We start from the raw sequence: 18,860 nt of genomic DNA on the forward strand, positions 1-18,860 counted from the left end.
CGGGACGGCACTGCTCTCCCGCCCGCCCGGCGGGGCCTTCCGGCCGCCGGTCAGGAGCGGCGGACGGCGTAGGCGACGGTCTCGCCGAGCGCGAACGAGCGGCCCACGGCGACGGCCTCGTCGAAGGCCTGGTCCCCCAGCGCCTCGCGGGCGTTGGCGGCCGCGGCGTCGCGCAGCGAGTCGTCCGGCTGGTAGTAGCCGTAGACCGGGGAGCCCACGGACTCGCGCAGGGACTGTGCGGCGCCCAGCAGCGTCGCCACGCGTACGGCGTCCCCGGCGGCGTCCTCCACGACCGCCAGCGCGTCGAGGAAGTAGGCCAGGTTGGCCAGGTCGCGCGTCTGTTCCGACAGGCGCACGCCCTCCTCCAGGTGCTCCCTGGCCCGCTCGTGGTCGCCCTCGTGGATCCTGGCCTGGGAGAGGTTGAACAGCGCGACGTAGATCGCCAGGCGGTCGCCGCGGCTGCGCGCGGAGGCGAGCCCGAGCTCGATGTACGGGACGGCGTCCGCGGGCCCGGTCTCCATCATGATCGCCGTGCCGAGCCACACATGGATCAGCGACCACAGCCACGGACCCGTATCACCGGCCCGCTCCGCCAGCGGGATCGACTCGCGGAACAGGGCCGCGGCCTTCCCCGGATCGCCTTCGGCGAGCGCGACCAGTCCGATGCCTGGCAGGGAGTGCGCCCGCGCCGTCGCGTCCTGCGCGGCCTCCCCGTCCGCGTACGCCTGCTCCCACCAGAGGCCGGCGGCCGCGAAGTCGCCCTGCGCGAAGGCCATCGCGGCGGCCGCGGACCGCACCCGGGAGCGCAGCCCGGCGGGCAGCGGCTGTTCCAGGGTCGCCTCCAGCGCGCGGCGGCCGAGCAGCAGGTCCCCCCGCAGCCACCAGTACAGCCACAGTGCCCAGCCCAGCCGTCCCGCGGTCTCGGGCGAGCCCTCGCTGAGCGCCCAGTGGATCGCCCGGGTCATGTTGCCGTGCTCGGCGTCGGTCACCTCCAGCCAGCGCACCTGGTCGGCGCCCATGTGCTCCAGGGCGGCCCGCTCGGCCAGCTCCAGGAAGCAGACGGCGTGGGCGTGACCGGCCGCCCAGGCCTCCGCACGGCCGCGGGCGAGGTGGGTCCGGGCGTACTGGGCCACCGGTTCGAGCATGCGGTAGCGGAACAGGCCGTCCCGGTCGGTGACCGTGACGACGAGCGACTGCTCCACCAGCTCCGCCAGCGGCCCGAGCACGGGGTCGTCACCGTCCGGGCCGGAGCCGACGGCCTCCGCGGCCTCCAGGGTGAAGCTGTCGGAGAAGGCCCCCAGCCGCCGGAACAGCCGTTGTTCGGGCTCGCCGAGCAGGCCGTAGCTCCAGTCGAGGGTGGCGCGCATGGTCCGCTGCCGGTCGGGCAGGTCCCGTGCCCCGTCCGCGGCCATCGCCTCGTCGAGCCGGGCGAGCAGCAGCGGCGGCGGCAGGAAACGGACCTTGACCGCGGCGATCTCCAGGGCCAGCGGGATGCCGGCGAGCCGCTCGCAGACGGCGGCCACGACCGGGGCGTTGTCCGGGGTGAGCGCGAACCCGGGCGCCACCGCGCGGGCGCGTTCGACGAACAGCCGCACCGCGGAGGCCGACGCGACGGCCTCCGGGTCCGTCCGCGAGCCGGACGGCAGGTCCAGGGGGTGGACCGGGTGGACGGTCTCGTCCCGGACGCGGAGCGCCGCCCGGCTCGTCACCAGCACGCTCAGCAGCGGGCACGCGGCGACCAGGCGGGCCACCGCCGGGGCGGCGTCGACGACGTGCTCGAAGTTGTCGAGCACGAGCAGCATCCGCCGGCCGCGCACCTGGTCGACGACCAGAGCCTCGACGTCCAGCCCCTCCTGTGCTCCGGGCGCGACGGCGTGGCCGACGGCGGACAGCACCAGCGCGGGGTCGCGCACCGAGGCGAGCGCCACGAAGACGATCCCGTCGGGGAAGTCGTCCGTCAGCCGCCGGCTCACCGCCACGGACAGCCGGGTCTTGCCCACCCCGCCCGTCCCGGTGAGCGTCACCAGCCGGTGTTCCGGCCGCCGCAGCAGCACGGCGACCTCGGCGATGTCGTGGTCCCGGCCGACCAGCGGCGTGCCGGGCGTGTGCAGCGACCGGCGCGCGGCGGCGGCGTTCGGGGTTTCGGACGGCCGCGCGGCCGAGGGCGCCGCCGCCGGACCGTCCGGGTCCGCCGGTGACGGCCGGGCCGCGGGCCGCGACGCGATCGGCGTCGGCCGGGCCGAGGGGGGCGCGGCGAGGTCGTCGTCCTGTGCGAGGACGGCCGTCTCCAGCCGCCGCAGCCCGGGGCCGGGGTCGACGCCCAGTTCCTCGGCGAGGGTGCGCCGTGCGGTGCGCAGGGCGCCCAGCGCGTCGCCCTGGCGCCCTGACCGGTACAGGGCCAGCGCCAGCAGCTCCCAGCCGCGTTCGCTCAGGGGATGCTCGGCCGTGTGCTTCTCCAGGTCGCCGACGATCACGGCGTGCCGGCCCGCCGACAGTTCGGCGGCGTACAGATCCTCGTGGGCGGCCAGGCGCAGACCGTCCAGGCGGGCGATCTCCGGCAGGGCGAAGCCGGCGTCGGCGAACTCCGCGTAGGCCGGGCCCCGCCACAGGGCGAGTCCCTCGCGCAACGCCGCCACCGCCTCGGCGGCGTCGCCGCGCTGGAGGAGGCGCTGCCCGCGTTCGGTCAGCACGGTGAACCGCTCGGCGTCCACCGCCTCCGCGTCCAGCCGCAGCGCGTAGCCGACGCCCTCGCGCACCAGGACCCGGGCGGGCTGCCGGGCGGGGCGGCCGGGTTCCAGCAGCTTGCGCAGTTCGCCGACGTAGGAGTGGAGGGTGGCCGCGGACGCGCTGCGCGTCTGGCCCCAGGCGTCGGCGCGCAGCCGGTCCTCCGGGACCAGGCGGCCGCGCGCGGCGACCAGCACGGCGAGGACGGCGCGCTGCCGCAGACCGCCGAGGCCGGTGTGCCGGCCCGAGACCGTGGCCGTCATCGGCCCCAGCACACCGACCTGTATGTCCACCGATGCCCCGCCTTTTCTCACAGTTCTGGCGCATAGCGTGCCAGACGGCGGCGGTTCCCGGCGACAGTGGGATCACCGGGTACGCAGGGTGCGTGGAGGACGTAAGGGGTGTAGGTGACATACCGGTCGCCGGATCGACGCGACAGCCGCCGTCACCGCATACGGCGAACGGCCGACGGCCCACGGCATACGGCGAAGGGCTCGGGGCCTCGCGGTGTGCGAGGCCCCGAGTCCTTGGACGGTCCGGCCGCCCGCCGGGTCAGTAGCCGCCCGTGGCGCCGCTGTCGGTGCCCATGTCCCAGGCGCCGCCGGAGCTGCACATGCCCGTGGGACGAACCGTCGCCGACTGTACGAGGTTGGGCGCGACCACGTTCACCTGCGCGGCGGCGAGCGAGTCGCCGAGGATGTACTCGGAGTAGAAGAAGCTCTTGGTCAGCGACGTCTTGCCGGCCGGGACGCTCAGCGTCTCCTCCTTCATCGTGCTGCTGGTCGCGCCGTAGCGGACGGTGATCTTCCCTCCCCGGTGGCCCTTGGCGAAGGTGATGACCGCCAGGTAGCTCTCCGGCACGGCCGTCTTGCACTTCACCGCGGTGAGACTGGCGGGCACGACGGCCAGCGACACGCCCGTGACCCTCAGGCCGCCGCCGGCCGACCCGGTGTCCGCCCCGTCCCCCTCGGCGGACGCCCCGGCCGACGGGCGGCCGGTGCCCTCCACGTCGATCGCGGCGTCGTCCGTCCGGCACCCCGAGGCGAGCAGCACGCCGCCGACAACCGCCGCCGCCACGAGACCGCGCCGGATCCCCCGCGCTGCCCCGCTCCCGGCCACCCGGACGTTCCCCTTCGTCGCTTTCGTCCCCGTCTCGTCCATGCGGCGTTCCCCGTTCCCCGTCGTCCGTGAAGCCCGGCGCACCGGGCGGCTGCTGCGAGGCGACCGCCTCACCGCCCACGATGGGGGCCGGCACTGGCAGCCGGCTGGGAACGCACTGGACGGGCGGTGCGACATTCGAGCGCCGCCGAGACATCCGGGCGGTCAGGTCTCCGAACGAACACCGTCTTCGCGGCGTCGGTGTCATGGAGCCCGGCGCGTTTTCGGAGCGTGTTCGGCCTCCGCGTCCGTGGACATCTGAGCCGCTACGGCATGAGGAGGCATGGTGATGAGGGCTCTGCTCGCGACCGGCAGAACGGGATCAGCGTGGGCGCTGGCGGCGGTGACGGCCGCGACGGCCGTCGGCTGCACGGCGTCGGGCGACGGCGGTGACGGTGGGTCCGCGTCGTCCTGCGCGTATGTGGTGGTGTATCAGAAGCGCACGTACGCGGGTACGGAGGTCGCGGGGTTCACCGTCGGCGACGAGCTCGGTGCCGCCACGCTTCCGCCGTGCGACGACACACCGGGCGACGACAGCGACCGCGGGACGACGCCGACCCCGACGACCGCCTACGCTGTCGACGGAGTCGACCCGAGCGTCGCCATCGCGTTGGAGCAGGCGGCCGGGGACGACGTCATCTTCGTCAATGTCGACTCGGGCAAGAGGCTGCCCGAGATCAAGAAGCTGATCAACGGCTCCTGACCGGGGCGGTCGGGAAGAGGAGGAAAAGAGAAGGGCAAGGAGTTCACGCGCTCCCTGCCACTCTCAACGTATAGCGCACCGGGGGGCTTGCGGCAAGGCCCCGTCGATGCCGCACAATCACCGGCCTGGCCACCACCACGGCCACGCCACAGTCACAGCCACCACCATCGCCGCCGCCGCCGCCGTTGCGCGGCCTTGCCCTCGCCTTGCCGCCGCGCACCGTGTCCGGTGCGGCCCAGATCGGAGCCGATACCCCGTGAAACCGCTGACCACCAGCGTGTTCGACCTTCCCGACCGCCTCGCGTCCAAGGCCGACCCGGCGCTGATCGCCGACGACGAACGGCACTTCGCGGCCATCGCGGAGTGCCTCGAGCAGACGATCGCCGAGCTGTCCGACCGGCTCGACGCCGAGCGCAGGGCACCCGGCGGGCTGGGGCGGCAGGCGATGGACCGGGACGCGGAGATCCACCGGCTGAGCGCGCGCCTGCGCGCACTGCGCCGCTTCGGTCTGGACCTGTGCCTCGGACGCATGGTCGGCACGGACGCCCCCGAGCCGGTGTACGTGGGCCGGCTCGGCCTCAGGGACAGCACGGGCCGCAGGCTGCTGGTCGACTGGCGCTCCCCCGCAGCCGAGCCCTTCTTCGGCGCCACCCACGCCAACCCGATGGGGCTGGCGAGCCGGCGCAGGTACCGCTGGACCCGCGGCCGGATCGGCGACTACTGGGACGAGGTCTTCACCGCCGACGGGCTGGAGCGGCACGCCGCGCTCGACGACCAGTCCGCCTTCATCGCCAGCCTGGGCGGCACCCGGTCGCCGCGGATGCGGGACGTCCTCGGCACCATCCAGGCCGACCAGGACGCCGTCATCCGCGCGGGATCCCGCGGCGCACTCGTCGTCGACGGCGGTCCGGGCACCGGCAAGACCGTCGTCGCGCTGCACCGCTCGGCCTACCTGCTCCACTCCGACCCCCGGCTCGGTCACCGCCGGGGCGGCGTGCTGTTCGTCGGCCCGCACCGGCCCTACCTCGCCTACGTCGCCGACGTTCTGCCCAGCCTCGGCGAGGAGGGCGTGCAGACCTGCACCCTGCGTGACCTCGTCGCCGAGGGCGCCGGGGCGGCCGTCGAGGCCGACCCGGACGTGGCCCGCCTGAAGTCCTCCGCGGACATGGTCAGGGCGATCGAGACGGCCGTCAGGTTCTACGAGGAGCCGCCCACCGAGGGGATGACGGTCACCACCCACTGGTCCGACATCCGGCTGAGCGCCGACGACTGGGCCGTGGCCTTCGACGCCGCGGAACCCGGAACGCCGCACAACGAGGCGCGCCACCAGGTCTGGGAGGAACTGCTCACGATCCTGGTGGACAAGCACGACGGCGAGGTCTCGCCCGGCCTGCTGCGGCGGTCGCTGCGGCAGAACACGGAGCTGCTGACGGCGTTCGGCCGGTCCTGGCCGCTGCTCGAACCGGCCGACCTGGTGTCGGACCTGTGGACGGTGCCCGCCTACCTGCGCCTGTGCGCCCCGTGGCTGAGCCCCGACGAGGTGCGCAAGCTGCGGCGCGCGGACGGCCGCGCCTGGACGGTGTCCGACCTGCCGTTGCTGGACGCGGCGCGGCAGCGGCTCGGCGATCCGGAGACGGCCCGGCGCAAGCGCCGGCAGGAGGCCGTCCTCGCCGCCCAGCGCGAGCGTATGACGCGGGTCGTGGACACCCTGATCGAGGCCGTGGCCAACTCCGGCGCCGACGGTGACGACGGCGAAGGCCTGGTGACGATGTTGCGCGGTGCGGACGCCCAGGTCAGCCTGGTCGACGAGTCCGAACTGCCCACCGTCGACCCGGATCTGCTGGCCGGCCCGTTCGCGCACGTCGTCGTGGACGAGGCGCAGGAGCTGACCGACGCGGAGTGGCAGATGCTGCTGACGCGGTGTCCGTCGCGGAGTTTCACCGTCGTCGGGGACCGTGCCCAGGCCCGGCACGGGTTCACCGAGTCGTGGCAGGAACGGCTCGAGCGGGTCGGGTTCGACCGGATCCGGCTGGCCTCCCTGAGCATCAACTACCGTACGCCGCGGGAGGTCATGGCGGAGGCCGAGCCGGTCATCCGGGCCGCGCTACCGGACGCCAACGTGCCGGTCTCCGTGCGCGGCACCGGCGTCGCCGTCGAGCACGGCTCCGTCGCGGACCTGGACGCGATCCTCGGCGCCTGGCTCAGCTCGAACGCCGACGGGATCGCCTGCGTCATCGGCGATCCCGCGTTCCGGCCGACTGCCCGCGTCCGGTCCCTGTCCCCGGAGCTGGCGAAGGGGCTCGAGTTCGACCTGGTCGTCCTCGTCGAGCCGGAGAGGTTCGGCGACGGCATCGAGGGAGCGGTCGACCGCTACGTCGCGATGACCCGGGCGACCCAGCGCCTCGTCGTCCTCACCAGTGCCTGAGGCCGGGGACCACCGGACGTCTCACTTCCCCGCCGCGCCGTGGACCTCCGGGGCCGGCCCGCTCCCGGCGGTGGTGAGGCGGGACAGGAACCGGGAGAGGCCGGTCTGCATGCTGGCGTAGTCGGCGCTCGGGCCGGGCGGGAGCTTGCGCACGTGGTCGCGGGCCGGCTCGAGCAGTCGGTCCATGGAGTGCTTGGCGGCGCGGATCGCGGCGGGAGGGTGGGCCGTGATCGCCGCGAGCAGCCGGTCGGTGGCGGCGGTCAGCTCGGCCGCTGGCACACTGAGCGTGGCCAGCCCCAGGCGGACGGCCTCGGCGCCGTCGACCAGGCGTCCCGTGTAGAGCAGGTCCCGGGCGCGGGCCGGGCCGGTGAGGAGGGCCAGGCGGGCGGCGAAGCCGGGCGGCACCAGGATGCCCCAGCGCGCGACGGGCATGCCCAGGTATGCCTCGTCGGCGACGACCCGCAGGTCGCAGGCGCAGGCCAGCTGGCAGCCCGCGCCGACCGCCGCCCCCTGGACCTGGGCGACGACCGGCACCGGCAGGCGCTCGACGGCGGTCAGGGCCTCCTCCATGACGGCGAAGGCGTCGTCGATGCATTCAGGGTCCGCTCCGAGCCACTCCCGCATGTCGGATCCGGCGCTGAACGTCGTCGCGCCGCGCCCGGTGAGGACCACCGCGCCCAGGGACGGGTCCCCGGCGAGGTTCTCGGCGAGTTCGGCGAGGGCACGCCAGCCGCCGACGCCGAGCGCGTTGGCCCGCCGGCCGCTGCCGATCTCGATCCGGGCCACCGGGCCCTCCCGGCGCAGCACGACGGCCGCGGAGCCGGTCACCGAACCGCTCCGGCGGCGCGCAGCGCGGCGATCTCGGCATCCGTGTAGCCGATGTCGGCGAGGACGTCGTCGGTGTGCTGGCCGTGCAGGGGTGCGGCGGTGCGCAGTCGGACCGGGGTGTCGCTGAGCTTGAGCGGCGAGCCGACCGTGCGCAGCGGGCCGAGGGTGGGGTGGTCCAGTTCGGCGACCATGGAGCGGGCGGCCGCCTGCGGGCCGGACAGCGCCTCGGCGACGGTGGCGATCGGCGCGCACGGCACCCCCGCCGCCTCCAGCGATTTGGCCCACTCGTCGCGGCCGCGGCGCGCCAGGGCGGTCTCCAGCAGCGGGATGAGCCGGTCGCGGTTGCGGACCCGGTCGGGGTTGGTGGCGAACCGCGGGTCGTCGGCGAGGTCGGCGAGGTCCACCGTCTCGGCGAACAGCCGCCAGAGCTTGTCGTTGCCGACGGCGACCATGAGGTGCCCGTCGGCGGTGGGCAGTGCCTGGTAGGGAACGATCGTGGGGTGGGCGGAGCCGTGCGGGCGGGGCGGCTGCCCGGAGGCGAACCAGCCCTGGGCGACGTAGCTGAGCCAGGCGAGCTGCCCGTCCAGCAGGGACACGTCCACGAGCTGCCCGCGCCCGGTCGTCCGGCGCGCCTGCAGCGCGGCGAGGATGCCGATGACGGCCCACATGCCCGCGCCGATGTCCGCGGTGGCCACGCCCGGCCGCACCGGCGCTCGGCCGGGCTCGCCGGTGATGCTCATCATGCCGCTCTGCGCCTGGGCGATGGCGTCGTAGCCGGGCTGCGACGCCCACGGGCCGGTCTGGCCGTAGCCGGAGATCGACGCGTACACCAGGCGCGGGTTGCGTGCCGCGAGTTCCTCGTGGCCGAGGCCCAGGCGGGCGGCGGTGCCGGGGCGGAAGTTCTCCACCAGCACGTCCGCGCGGTCGGCCAGGCGGAGGGCCACCTCGCGGCCCTCCGCGGACTTCAGGTCCAGGGCGATGCCGCGCTTGTTGCGGTTGGCGGACAGGAAGTAGGCGGCCTGGTCGCCCTGGAAGGGCGGGCCCCACTGGCGGGTGTCGTCGCCCGTCCCGGTGTTCTCGACCTTGATCACCTCGGCTCCGAGGTCGGCCAGGACCATGGTGGCCAGCGGCCCGGACAGGATGCGCGAGAGGTCGAGCACCCGGATGCCGTGCAGGGCGCCGGAGGCGGGGCTGTCGTGGTCGGGCGGCGGGGCGGCGGTTGAGGACATGACGGAGGAACCCTTCGTGCTGGTGGTTCGGGGGACTGGGGCAGGCGGCGCGGTCGCCGGGGGCCGGGGGTGGCCGGGGGTCGTGCGGCAGGGGCAGGCCCCGGCCCGAGCCGGACGGGGCGCGCCGTCGATACCTCGGCGGCGGCCGGAGGCGGGCGACCGGCGATGGCCGGCCGACAGTGGGCAGCCACAGGCGCCCGGCCGATGGTGGGCAGCCACAGGCGTGCGGCCGACGATGGTCAGCCGATGGTGGGCGGCCGATGGTGGGCGGCCGACGGCGGGGTCAGTGCGTCGGCAGCGGCTGTGGTGCTGTCAGGCGGTCGAGGAAGCCGAGGGCGAGGTCCGCGGCGCGGTCGGCGGCGCAGGTGCCGTAGACGTGGAAGTCGGGGCGGATGAGGACCGCGTCCGCCGCGAGTTCGTCGAGCCAGGCGGTGTAGGTGCCGTCGACGTCCGTCACCACGCTGACCTCGGCGTCCGAGGCGCCGTTCAGGGCGACCAGGCTGACGCCGAGCCGGCCGAGGCGGCGGCTCAGGTCCGGCGGCAGCGAGGTGAGCGCGGAGGCGTCCCGGGCGAGGAGGGCCGCCGGTCCGTCGAAGGCGTCGTCGAACATCACGGGGGCGCCGGCGTCCCGCCCGATGCGGCCCTGGCGGGCGAGCGTGCCGCCGGCCGGGCCCTCGTGGAGTCCGGGGCCGAGGCCCGGCCTCGGCGGCGCGGGAGGCTTCATGCCGGCGCTCCAGTCCGCGGTCATCCGGGCGTCCCGCTCGGCGGCCGCCCGCGGATCGGTGAGGCAGATGATCCGGCCGAGGTCCATGGAGAACCGTACGAACGCCGTGGCGTGCCGCAGGCGTTCGGAGCCGTAGGTGTCGAGGAGGCCCTCGCCGGCCAGGCCCCGCAGGACGGCGTCGAGCTTCCAGCCGAGGTTCATCGCGTCCCGGGCGCCGGCGCCCAGTCCCTGCCCGGCGAAGGGCGGCATCAGGTGGGCGGCGTCCCCGGCGAGCAGGACGCGGCCCGCGCGCCAGCGGGTGGCCCAGCAGGCCTGGAAGGTGTAGACGGAGTGCCGTTCCAGCTCGGCGTTGTCCGGCGTCAGACCGTACGGTTCGAGCAGCTTCCAGGCCGTGTCGGCGCTGTTGAGCGTCTCCCGGTTCTCGTCGGGCAGGCGCATGAACTCCCAGCGGCGGCGGCCGGGGCCGCCCGGCACCATCGTCGAGGGCCGGCGGGCGTCGCAGCTCTGCGCGGCGACGTGCGGGAAGCGGACCTCGGGGCCGGGCTTCACGTCGACGACGAGCCAGTCGTAGAAGTAGCCCTCGTCGTGCCATGCGAGGCCGGCCCACTCGCGCACCCTGCTGTTGGCGCCGTCCGCGCCGATGAGCCACGCCGAGGTGACGGTGCGCCGCGTGCCCGTGGTGTCGTGGCGCACGGTGAGGGTGACGGCGTCGTCGTCCTGGGTCATCTCGACGGCTTCCCAGCCGCGGCGCACGGTGACGTTGGGCATCCGCGCGATCAGGGCGTCGAACGCGTCCTCCAGGGACGGCTGGTGGAAGAAGTACGTGTTGTACCAGCCGGACTCGCCGAGCCCGCTCCAGTCCACCTCGACCAGGGTGCGGCCCTCGCCGTCGCGCCAGACGTACATGTCGTCGTAGGGCTGGGTGATGGCGGGGATGGTGTCGGGCGCGAGCCCCACGGACTGCAGGATGCGGGCGAAGTCCGAGCAGTGTGTCACCGCGCGGGGCAGCGGATAGCCGGCGGTGTTCCGGTCGACGACGAGGACCTTGTGGCCGCGTCGGCCGAGGTGGATGGCGAGCAGTTTCCCGACCGGGCCGAATCCGACGATGCTGACGTCGATGGCCGGAGGGAACGCGTCGTCTTCGACAACGTGCACTGCGGTCTCCGTTCTGTGGCGCGTCCGGGACGGACGGCGGGCTGCCTGCGGGCCCGGCCGCGGGCCGGGGAAGGGCCCGCCGGGCAGGGCGGCGTGCGGCGGGTGTGAAGGGGTGCGGGCCAGGGACGCGCGGTGCGGAGCGCCGTACGGCCGCGGCTGGTGTGCCGTACAGCGGGGGCCGGTGTCCAGGTGCGGCTGCGGGCACCGGCTGCGTCCCGTCGCAGACGCTACGGAGGCGGGCGGGGGGTGCGTCCTGCTTCTGTCCCGGAATCCGGGACAGAAGCAGGACGCACATACGCCGTGCTCCCCAGCATGACGGCACCTTGGAGCGCCGTCGGCGCCCGAACTTCTGGAGAGCCGCATGCACGAGCCTGCATCAGCCAGATCCCACTCCGAGGCGGAGACCCGATCCCATCCCGCGGTCGTGGCGCTCTGCATGGTCATCACGGTGATCGAGGGCTTCAACCTCATCGTGTACGGATCCGTCGTCCCCCTCCTGCTCAAGGACGACTCCCTGGGGATCACCGACCAGCAGACCGGCCTCATCGGCGGACTGGTCTACATCGGCGCGATCGCCGGTTCCCTGCTGGCGCCGGTCGTCGCCGAGCGCGCCAGCCGCAAGCACGTCCTGATCCTGGCGATCGCCCTGTTCGCGGGCGGGGCGACGCTGACCGCGGCTTCGACCGGTGTGGCCATGCTGGCGGCGGCCCGGTTCCTCACCGGCGTGGGAGTGGGCTGCGCCCTGACCACGGCGATGACGCTGGCCCGCAACAACGCCGGCGCCGGGCGCGCCTCGCTGGTCGTCACCATCACCATGGCAGGCATCCCGCTGGGCGGGGTGGCGGCGGCGCTGCTGGCGGTGCCGATCCTGCCCGCCTTCGGCTGGCGGCCGATGTTCCTGGTGGGCGCCGGGGCGGCGCTGCTGATCCTGGTGGCGGTCGTGCGTACCCGGATCCCCGCGGACACGCCGCAGGAGCGTGCGGCACGGCAGTGGACCGGCCGGCAGAAGCTGACCGCGCTGTTCACCGGGCGCGGCACGGTCGTGGCGGTCGTGGTCGCCTGCTGCGCCGTCGCCAACATGGTCGCGTGGCAGGGCCTGAACGTGTGGGCCGCGCAGGCGATGACGGACCTCGGCTACTCGCTGCGGGCGGCACTGCTGCTGACGTTCACGCTCACCGGCGCGGCGGTGGCGGGCTCCTTCGCCGGGGCGTGGGCGGCGGACCGCTACGGCTCCGCGCGGGTGTCGGTGGTCACCGCGGCCTGTACGGCGCTGGGTCTGTGCGGTGCGGTGGTGCTGCCGGTGTCGGCCGGCACCACCGTCCTGTGCGTGGCGCTGATGGGCATCGGCGGCCACACCACCATGAACCTCGTGCACACGACCGCCTCCGACATCTACCCGCTGCCCGTGCGGGCCGCCGCCCTCGGCTGGTCCAACGGCACCTCCTGCATCGGCGCCTTCCTCGGCCCCACGCTGGGCGGGGCGGCGATCTCGGCGGGCGGGGCGCGCGGGCTGTTCGGGACGTTCGGGGCGGCCGCCACGGTGTGTCTGGTGGCGGTGTTCCTGCTGTCCCTGACCGATCGGTCGGTGAGCCACGAGGTTTTCCGGGCGCCGGAGTCCGCCCTCCCCCGGGACGCGGTGCCCGCGTCGGCGGAGACCGTGTGACAGAACGTCGGAGAGGCCGGGGAGCGCGGGACGCTCCCCGGCCTCTCGTCATGTCCGTGTGTTCAGCGGCGGCGCGGGACGGCGGCCGCTGTCACAGTCCGAGCAGGCGTTCGGCGTTGAGGTGGCAGATCTTCGCCCGGTCGGTCTCGCTGATGGGGGCGTTGTCGATGAAGCGGACGGCCTCGGCGTTGCTCTCCATGGGGTAGTCGGTGGAGAACATGATGCGGTCGGCGCCCAGGGCGAGGAGGCTGCCCAGCAGTGGCGCCTGCGCGCAGACCCCGCTGGTGGTGATCATGACGTTCTCGCGGATGTAGTCGGAGGGGCGTTCCTTGCCGAGCTTGCGTCCGCGGTGGTCGAGGAAGGCCCAGCGGCTGTCCAGGCGCCAGAGCATGCCGGGCAGGCTCTCGCCCATGTGGCCGAGGACGAGGGTGGCGCCGGGGAAGCGGTCGAAGACGCCGGAGAAGACGATGCGCAGGGCGTGGGTGGCGGTCTCCACGCCCCAGCTCCACATCGGCCCGACGAGTTCCTCGTGGCCGCGCAGGTTGTGCCAGGTGTCGTAGGAGTTGGCGGGGTGCAGGTAGAGGGGGACGCCGAGGGCCTCGGCGCGTTCCCACAGCGGGAGGTACTTGTCCGCGTCCAGGTACTCGCCGTGGGTGTGGCCGTTGATGAGGGCGCCGCGCAGTCCGAGCTGGGTGACGGCGCGGTCCAGTTCGGCCACGGCGGCGTCGGGGTCCTGGAGGGCGAGGGCGGCGAAGCCGGAGAAGCGGGTGGGGTGCCGGGCGATGATCTCGGCGAGGTGGTCGTTGCCGACGGCGGCCATGCGCACGGCGGTGGCGGTGTCCGTCTCGGTCTGGACGCCGGGGGACAGCAGGGAGAGCACTTCCACGTCGATGCCGTACTCGTCCATCTGGGGCAGGCGGACGTCGGTGAAGTCCAGCAGCCGCTCCAGCGACGTCTCCCACTGCCCGGGGTCGAACATGGCGGCGCCGGGCAGGGAGTAGTGCTTCATCGCCTCGGTGGTGAAGTGTTCCTCTAGGGCGATCTTGCGCATGACAGGGCCTTTCACGGGGTGGACGGGCGGGTCCGCCGACGCTCAGCGCCGGCGGACCCTTCGAGGAGGAAGGGGTCAGGCGGCCGAGTCGGGACTCAGAGCGACCTGGGGAGCGGGGACCGGCGGGGCCTGACGGGCGTCCTGCCGTCGGCCCGGGACGCAGAGGGCGGCCAGCGCGCCCAGCACGCCGACAGCGGCGAAGACGTAGAAGTTCCACTCCAGTCCCAGCCCTGAGTCCAGGAGCCGGCCGCCGAGGGCGGGGCCGACGATGGCGCCGACCCGGCCGACGGACAGGGCCCAGCCCATGGCCGGTGTGCGCAGGTCGGCCGGCATGCGGTCCATGAGGTAGGCGTTGACGAACGCCTGGACGCCGAGCAGTCCCAGACCGCACACCAGCAGGCACAGGTACAGCAGCCACATGGCCGGTTCCCGGCTGATGACCAGCAGCCCGGCCCCGCCGGCCAGGAAGACGACCGCAACGACCCGCCGCGGGCCGAGACGGTCGGCCAGCAGACCGCCGGGCACCAGACCGATGCCGGCGCCGATCCAGGACAGGCAGGTCAGGGTGAGCGCACTGCTGCTGGAGAACCCGCCGGTCTGCATGATGGTGGGCAGCCAGGTGCTGAACCCGAAGGTCAGCAGCAGCCCGCAGAACGCCATCACCCAGAACAGCACCGTCGTGACCGCCAGCTCGCGTGACAGCAGCAGGCCCAGCCCCAGCAGCCGGTCCTTGGGACCGTGCGCCGGCAACTGCGCCTGAGGCAGCCCGAACCGCGCGGTGATCCGGGCCGCCTCCTCACCGCGGCCGGTACGCAGCAGGTACAGCGGGCTCTCGGGCAGTCGCAGGAACGCCCACGGCACCACCGTCACGAGCGCCGCGGCGCCCACGAAGTACAGCGCGCGGAACGACACCTCGGGCAACAGCCAGGCACCGAGCAGCGGTGCGCCCATGGAGCCCACGCACGAGGTCGCCATGACGATGCCGATGTTGCGGGCCCGCTGCCCCGCCGGGGACATCTCGGCGACCGCGGCCGTCAGCGTGGGAAGCACCACGCCCAGACCGATGCCGGCGAGGAAGCGGGAGCCGCCGAAGACGCCGGGCCCGCTCGCCGCGCCGGAGGCGAGCATGCACAGCGAGAAGAACGACAGACCGGCCAGCAGCAGCCGACGCGGTCCGACCCGGCGGCCGACCGCCCCGGCCACACCGGCGCCGATCAGCATGCCGAACGCCGCCATGGAACCGATGTCACCGGCCTTCGCCGGCGTGAGGTGCCACTCCGGCGTGGCCAGCAGCGAGGGCACCGTGGCGCCGTACACCGACAGGTCGTAGCCCTCGAACATGGCGATCAGGGCGGTGAGCACGAGGAACGGCAGCATGGCGTGCACACGGTCACGAGGACCGGATGGCGCCGCTGAGGTTGCTGTCACGGCGGTTTCCCTTCGACGGGTAGGCGTCGCAGGCGTGGTGCTGCGTCACGGCACAGCGAGGACGCGCGCGACGGAAAAAGGGGACGGAGTCGCGGGGGGTGGAGATTCGGGGAGGTGAAGACGCGCGGGGGGGGGAGGTGAAGACACGCGCGGGGGGGGACGCGCTGGGCGGAAGAAGGACGCGGAGGACGCGGAGGGCGCGGAGGGCGCGGAGACGCCGGGATCAGGTCAGGTTCCGGTGGCCCGGCACTGGCGCAGGGCGAGGCGGGTGTCCACGAGGGGGTTGAGCCGCCGCAGGCTCTCGACGGCCAGCGGCGCCTTGGCGCGGAAGCGGTGGGTGGGCACGATGACGGCGACGGCCTGCAGCGCCCCGGTGGGCCCGGTCATGGCTGTGGCGAGGGCGCAGATGCCCAGGTCGTGCTCCTCCAGGTCCACCGCGACGGCCGACTCGCGGACGGTCTCCAGCACCTTCAGCACCGTGTCGCGGGCGGTCACCGTGTTGTCGGTGAAGCGCTGCAGCCGCTCGGGGAGCAGCCGGACCACCCGCTCGTCCGGAAGCTGCGCCAGCAGCGCCATGCCGATGCAACTGGCGTGCAGGGAGAAGCTCTTGCCGACCTGGGTGACGCCCTTGAGCCGTTCCGGGGAGGCGATCTGGTCGACGACGACCACCTCCCGTCCGCTGAAGACGGCCAGCTCGACGTTCTCCCCGACCTCGCGCGCCACCGAGGCCAACTGGGTGCGGTTGCCGGCCAGCAGCCGCAGGTGCGCGTTCATGCCGAACTTCAGCAGGCCGGGGCCCAGGATGTAGCCGCGGCGCTCCGGCGCGGGCACGACGAACAGCTCGTGCTCCAGCGCCTGGATCACCCGGTGCACCGTGGAGCGGGGCAGCCCCGTCCTGGTGGCGAGGTCGGTGAGGGTGAGGGGCCACCGGCTCTCGGCGATGACGTCGAGAACGGTGGTGGCCCGGCCGATGTCGGTCACCCGTCGGTCTCCGTCCAGGTGCGGGTGACCGTCAGGGAACGCACCGTCCAGTCCGTCTCCGAGACGAGCAGGGTGTACTCGCCCAGGGTGTGGACCTTCGGCGCGGGGTCCAGCAGCCACCTCGTGTAGTGGGCCCGTGCCTCCCAGGTTCCCTCGTTCGCGGGGTGCTCCACAACGATCAGGTTCGACACGTCGTGCCGGTGGCGGCCCGGGAAGGCCCACAGCCCGGCGAAGAAGGCCGCGGCGTCGGCGGGGGCGTCGAAGCCGCCCCCGGGGAACCGGACGCGGGCGTCGCCCAGGAGACCTACGGCGGCGTCGACGTCCTTGCGGTCCGCCGCGGCGGTGTAGGTGTGCAGCAGGTTGGCGATCTCGTGCCGTGCGGTCGCGGCCGCCGCCCGCGCCCCGGTCACCGCCCGTGCTCCTGCTGTTCGCGCTGCCACTGCCGTACCCAGGAACGGCCGTAGTCGTTGCCGTGCGGGGTGCGCAGCACGGTGTGGACGTGGAACGGCTCGGGGGTGTCGTAGTCGAGGAACACCCCGCAGTGGTGGTCGAGTTCGGCGATGATCACAGGCGACTGCACGCGGTGGTAGAAGACGTCGTCGGGGCCGTGGCCGCCGATCCAGCAGAACCAGGTCTCGTCGAGGCGGTCGCGCACCTCCCGCAGCTTCGCGGCGCGCGGTCCGGCCGGCAGGGGCTTGAGGAACTCGGCCACGACGGCCATGACCGTCTCCCGCGCGTCCTCCGGCATCTCGGCCACGCGCAGTCCTTCGAGGGGGATGACGCGGTTGTCCTGGAACGCGCCCGCGAGGTGCCGCTCGTCACCGGGGTGCACCCGGCCCTCGGGCATCGCCGGGTCGACCATCCGCTCGTAGACGGTGGCGGTGCGCCGCTGCTCCGGGGTCAGGGCGTCCATGACCTGCCGGGCGAGCGCGATCCGTTCGGTGAAGGCACTGGCGCCGGCGTGCGGGCCCGCGTCGATCTCGTTGGGCTCGGCGCCGAGGAAGACCGGGCCGAGCGCCATGCGGCCTTCCACGACGAGGCAGTTGACGGCGCAGTGGTGGCCGAAGAGCTGCCAGCCCCAGGGGGCCTTCTCGTCCGGCTCGCCGTACAGGGCGATGTTGTAGCTGAACTCGTTGAGGATGCCCTCCAGGCCGACGACCTCGCCGAGGAAGCCGTTGATCCGCATCATCGTGCGGACCTCGTCGTACCCTTCGGCGCTGAGGGACGCCTCGACCAGCGCGAACGCAGCGCGGCGCACCTCGGGCGGCTGGAACTCCAGGCGCAGCCCGGTGTCGAACTGCATGAACTCCGGGTTGGCCCAGGTCTGCCACTCCACGGCGTCCACCGGGTGGCTGATCCTCTCCCGGCCCTCCTCGTCGAGGGCGTCCAGCAGCTCGCGGGCGGCGGCGGCCATGGCGGCGGTGGGGGCCTCCTCTCCGGGCAGGGCCGGGATGAGGGGGTGCACGTCCTCGCGCAAGGCGCCGTCTTCGGTGACACCGGTGAAGTCGTTCTTGTAGAGCGGGGTCCAGCCGCGGATCAGCTCACCGGTGAAGGTGCCCTCGGCGCGGGCGACCTCACGGTAGGTGTAGGCGTCCATGCCCTTGAGGTCGGCGATGCGGGGGTGGTCCGGCGGGAAGAGGTACCTGCGGAAGGCGGCGGATGACATGAGGCGTCCCTCTCATGCGTGGTGCTCGGTTCGGGATGAGGTGCGCTCGGCGGTCGCGGGTGACGTGCGCTCGGCGCGGGGTTCGCGGCGCGAGAGGCGAGGCTCGCGGAGCGAAGTACGGGGTGCGGGGCGGGCGGGGTCGTCCGCGGGGTGACGTCCGCTGCCGGCGCGGTTGCGGGGTCGGCGGTGCGGCTCGCGGCGCGTGACCCTCGGGGCGGGGTGGCCCGTGGTGTGGCGCCGGACGCCCCGGAGGCGTCCGGCGGTCGCTCAGGCGGGGTGGTTCAGTCGGTCGCTCAGTCGGTCGCTCAGCGGGTCCTTCAGGTGATCGTTCAGGTGGTCGCTCAAGTGTTTGCTCAGGTGGTCGCTCAGGTGGTGGCGTTGTGCCGGGCCACGGCGGCCCGTACGGCGGTCTCGTCGCCCGTCGCGATGGCCTCCACCAGGTCCGCGTGGACCTGGCAGCGTTCGGCCCGGTAGCGCTCCGATGCCTCGGGGTCGTCGGCGAACCGGGACGAGGCCGTGTTCAGGTGGCCCAGCGTGCCGGTGTACACGGCCGCGGCCATTCTGTTGGGGCAGATGCGGGCGATGCGTTCGTGCAGGGCCCAGTTGGCGCGCATGAAGGCGTCCCAGTCCGCGGTGGCCCGCAGACGTTCCACGAGAACGCGGAGCTCGGCGACGTCGGCGTCGGTGCGGCAGCGCGCCGCGCCCACGTCGACGAGCACCTCGAGGTGGTCGCGCAGTTCGATGGCGTCGGCGACGGTGGCCGGCTCGTCCTGGACGTCGAGCAGGGTGTGCCGCAGCCGCACCACCGGGCCGCGGTCGGCGACGAACAGTCCGCCGCCCCGTCCCGGCCGGATCTCCAGCACGCCCCGGTCCCGCAGCACCCGCACGGCCTCGCTGACCGTGGAGTAGGCGTAGCCGGTCTCCTCCCGCAGCGACTCGATGGTCCCGACCGGGTCGCCGGCCGCGAGCCCGAGGGACCGGATGCGGTCGTCGAGGGTGGCGGCGAGCTGCTCAGCGCGGGTGCGGCCGGCCGGAGCGCCGAGCCCGGCGAGGAGGGAGCCGGAGCCGGCGCTGCGGCGCCGGACTGCTTGTCCGTCGGCTGGTTCGTGAGGCATAGTCGCCATC

The 18,860-nt window shown here is 73.9% G+C and carries 14 protein-coding genes; 3 read left to right on the forward strand and 11 right to left on the reverse strand.

From position 1 onward, the window contains the following. Nucleotides 1-50 precede the first annotated feature (50 nt). The gene (locus ACZ5GT_RS23325) at nucleotides 51-3,017 is read right to left on the reverse strand and encodes an AfsR/SARP family transcriptional regulator (protein ID WP_469028882.1); all 2,967 of its coding nucleotides are present in this window, start codon (nucleotides 3,015-3,017) and stop codon (nucleotides 51-53) included. A gap of 259 nt (nucleotides 3,018-3,276) precedes the next feature. Further along, a complete protein-coding gene (locus tag ACZ5GT_RS23330; protein WP_469028885.1) occupies nucleotides 3,277-3,885 on the reverse strand; it encodes a hypothetical protein in 609 nt (202 codons plus the stop codon). 286 nt (nucleotides 3,886-4,171) lie between these two features. Here ACZ5GT_RS23330 and ACZ5GT_RS23335 point away from each other — a divergent pair, with 286 nt between their 5' ends. Together ACZ5GT_RS23335 and helR are read left to right on the forward strand one after the other, a co-directional pair. Then, entirely contained in the window at nucleotides 4,172-4,585 is a 414-nt protein-coding gene (locus tag ACZ5GT_RS23335) for a DUF6281 family protein (RefSeq protein WP_469028892.1), read from the forward strand. Nucleotides 4,586-4,841: 256 nt separating this feature from the next. Continuing rightward, a complete protein-coding gene (gene helR, locus ACZ5GT_RS23340; RefSeq protein WP_469028899.1) occupies nucleotides 4,842-7,010 on the forward strand; it encodes an RNA polymerase recycling motor ATPase HelR in 2,169 nt (722 codons plus the stop codon). A 21-nt stretch (nucleotides 7,011-7,031) separates the two neighbouring features. On the opposite strand, the gene ACZ5GT_RS23345 is transcribed toward helR, so the two are convergent. The 3 genes from ACZ5GT_RS23345 to mhpA all read right to left on the reverse strand — a co-directional run bounded on the left by ACZ5GT_RS23345 (nucleotide 7,032) and on the right by mhpA (nucleotide 10,946). Further along, nucleotides 7,032-7,838, reverse strand: a complete 807-nt coding sequence (locus ACZ5GT_RS23345; RefSeq protein ID WP_469028903.1) for an enoyl-CoA hydratase/isomerase family protein — start codon at nucleotides 7,836-7,838, stop codon at nucleotides 7,032-7,034. Further along, nucleotides 7,835-9,067, reverse strand: coding sequence for a CaiB/BaiF CoA transferase family protein (locus ACZ5GT_RS23350; protein ID WP_469028908.1), 1,233 nt, complete (start codon nucleotides 9,065-9,067; stop codon nucleotides 7,835-7,837). Before ACZ5GT_RS23350 ends, ACZ5GT_RS23345 begins: the two co-directional genes overlap by 4 nt. A 283-nt stretch (nucleotides 9,068-9,350) precedes the next feature. Further along, the gene (gene mhpA / locus ACZ5GT_RS23355) at nucleotides 9,351-10,946 is read right to left on the reverse strand and encodes a bifunctional 3-(3-hydroxy-phenyl)propionate/3-hydroxycinnamic acid hydroxylase MhpA (RefSeq protein WP_469028914.1); all 1,596 of its coding nucleotides are present in this window, start codon (nucleotides 10,944-10,946) and stop codon (nucleotides 9,351-9,353) included. Nucleotides 10,947-11,370: 424 nt separating this feature from the next. Between mhpA and ACZ5GT_RS23360 the strand changes: the two genes are divergently transcribed. Further along, nucleotides 11,371-12,609 carry an MFS transporter gene (locus ACZ5GT_RS23360; RefSeq protein WP_469028920.1) on the forward strand — a complete coding sequence of 413 codons (1,239 nt, stop codon included), beginning with the start codon at nucleotides 11,371-11,373 and terminating at the stop codon, nucleotides 12,607-12,609. Nucleotides 12,610-12,700: 91 nt separating this feature from the next. Here ACZ5GT_RS23360 and ACZ5GT_RS23365 read toward each other — a convergent pair whose 3' ends face one another. The 6 genes from ACZ5GT_RS23365 to ACZ5GT_RS23390 all read right to left on the reverse strand — a co-directional run bounded on the left by ACZ5GT_RS23365 (nucleotide 12,701) and on the right by ACZ5GT_RS23390 (nucleotide 18,850). After that, the gene (locus ACZ5GT_RS23365; protein WP_469028926.1) at nucleotides 12,701-13,660 is read right to left on the reverse strand and encodes an amidohydrolase family protein; all 960 of its coding nucleotides are present in this window, start codon (nucleotides 13,658-13,660) and stop codon (nucleotides 12,701-12,703) included. A 75-nt stretch (nucleotides 13,661-13,735) separates the two neighbouring features. Beyond that, the gene (locus ACZ5GT_RS23370; RefSeq protein WP_469028933.1) at nucleotides 13,736-15,088 is read right to left on the reverse strand and encodes an MFS transporter; all 1,353 of its coding nucleotides are present in this window, start codon (nucleotides 15,086-15,088) and stop codon (nucleotides 13,736-13,738) included. A gap of 228 nt (nucleotides 15,089-15,316) precedes the next feature. Next, nucleotides 15,317-16,069: an IclR family transcriptional regulator gene (locus tag ACZ5GT_RS23375; protein WP_469028938.1), complete on the reverse strand. Its 753-nt coding sequence runs from the start codon at nucleotides 16,067-16,069 to the stop codon at nucleotides 15,317-15,319. Further along, nucleotides 16,066-16,479, reverse strand: a complete 414-nt coding sequence (locus ACZ5GT_RS23380; RefSeq protein ID WP_469028943.1) for a nuclear transport factor 2 family protein — start codon at nucleotides 16,477-16,479, stop codon at nucleotides 16,066-16,068. Before ACZ5GT_RS23380 ends, ACZ5GT_RS23375 begins: the two co-directional genes overlap by 4 nt. Then, complete coding sequence (locus ACZ5GT_RS23385) at nucleotides 16,476-17,735, reverse strand: DUF3500 domain-containing protein (protein ID WP_469028949.1); 1,260 nt, start codon at nucleotides 17,733-17,735, stop codon at nucleotides 16,476-16,478. The genes ACZ5GT_RS23380 and ACZ5GT_RS23385 overlap by 4 nt, the downstream gene beginning before the upstream one ends. Before the next feature lie 365 nt (nucleotides 17,736-18,100). After that, nucleotides 18,101-18,850 carry a FadR/GntR family transcriptional regulator gene (locus ACZ5GT_RS23390; RefSeq protein ID WP_469028955.1) on the reverse strand — a complete coding sequence of 250 codons (750 nt, stop codon included), beginning with the start codon at nucleotides 18,848-18,850 and terminating at the stop codon, nucleotides 18,101-18,103. Nucleotides 18,851-18,860 lie beyond the last annotated feature (10 nt).

The sequence above is a fragment of the Streptomyces sp. NPDC031340 genome (assembly GCF_055569945.1).

Excerpts from the sequence above, each read along its gene's own strand:
- ACZ5GT_RS23330 (WP_469028885.1), bottom strand. The coding sequence starts at position 3,885 with ATGGACGAGACGGGGACGAAAGCGACGAAGGGGAACGTCCGGGTGGCC.
- ACZ5GT_RS23335 (WP_469028892.1), top strand. The coding sequence starts at position 4,172 with ATGAGGGCTCTGCTCGCGACCGGCAGAACGGGATCAGCGTGGGCGCTG.
- ACZ5GT_RS23350 (WP_469028908.1), bottom strand. The coding sequence starts at position 9,067 with ATGTCCTCAACCGCCGCCCCGCCGCCCGACCACGACAGCCCCGCCTCC.
- ACZ5GT_RS23365 (WP_469028926.1), bottom strand. The coding sequence starts at position 13,660 with ATGCGCAAGATCGCCCTAGAGGAACACTTCACCACCGAGGCGATGAAG.
- ACZ5GT_RS23385 (WP_469028949.1), bottom strand. The coding sequence starts at position 17,735 with ATGTCATCCGCCGCCTTCCGCAGGTACCTCTTCCCGCCGGACCACCCC.
- ACZ5GT_RS23390 (WP_469028955.1), bottom strand. The coding sequence starts at position 18,850 with ATGCCTCACGAACCAGCCGACGGACAAGCAGTCCGGCGCCGCAGCGCC.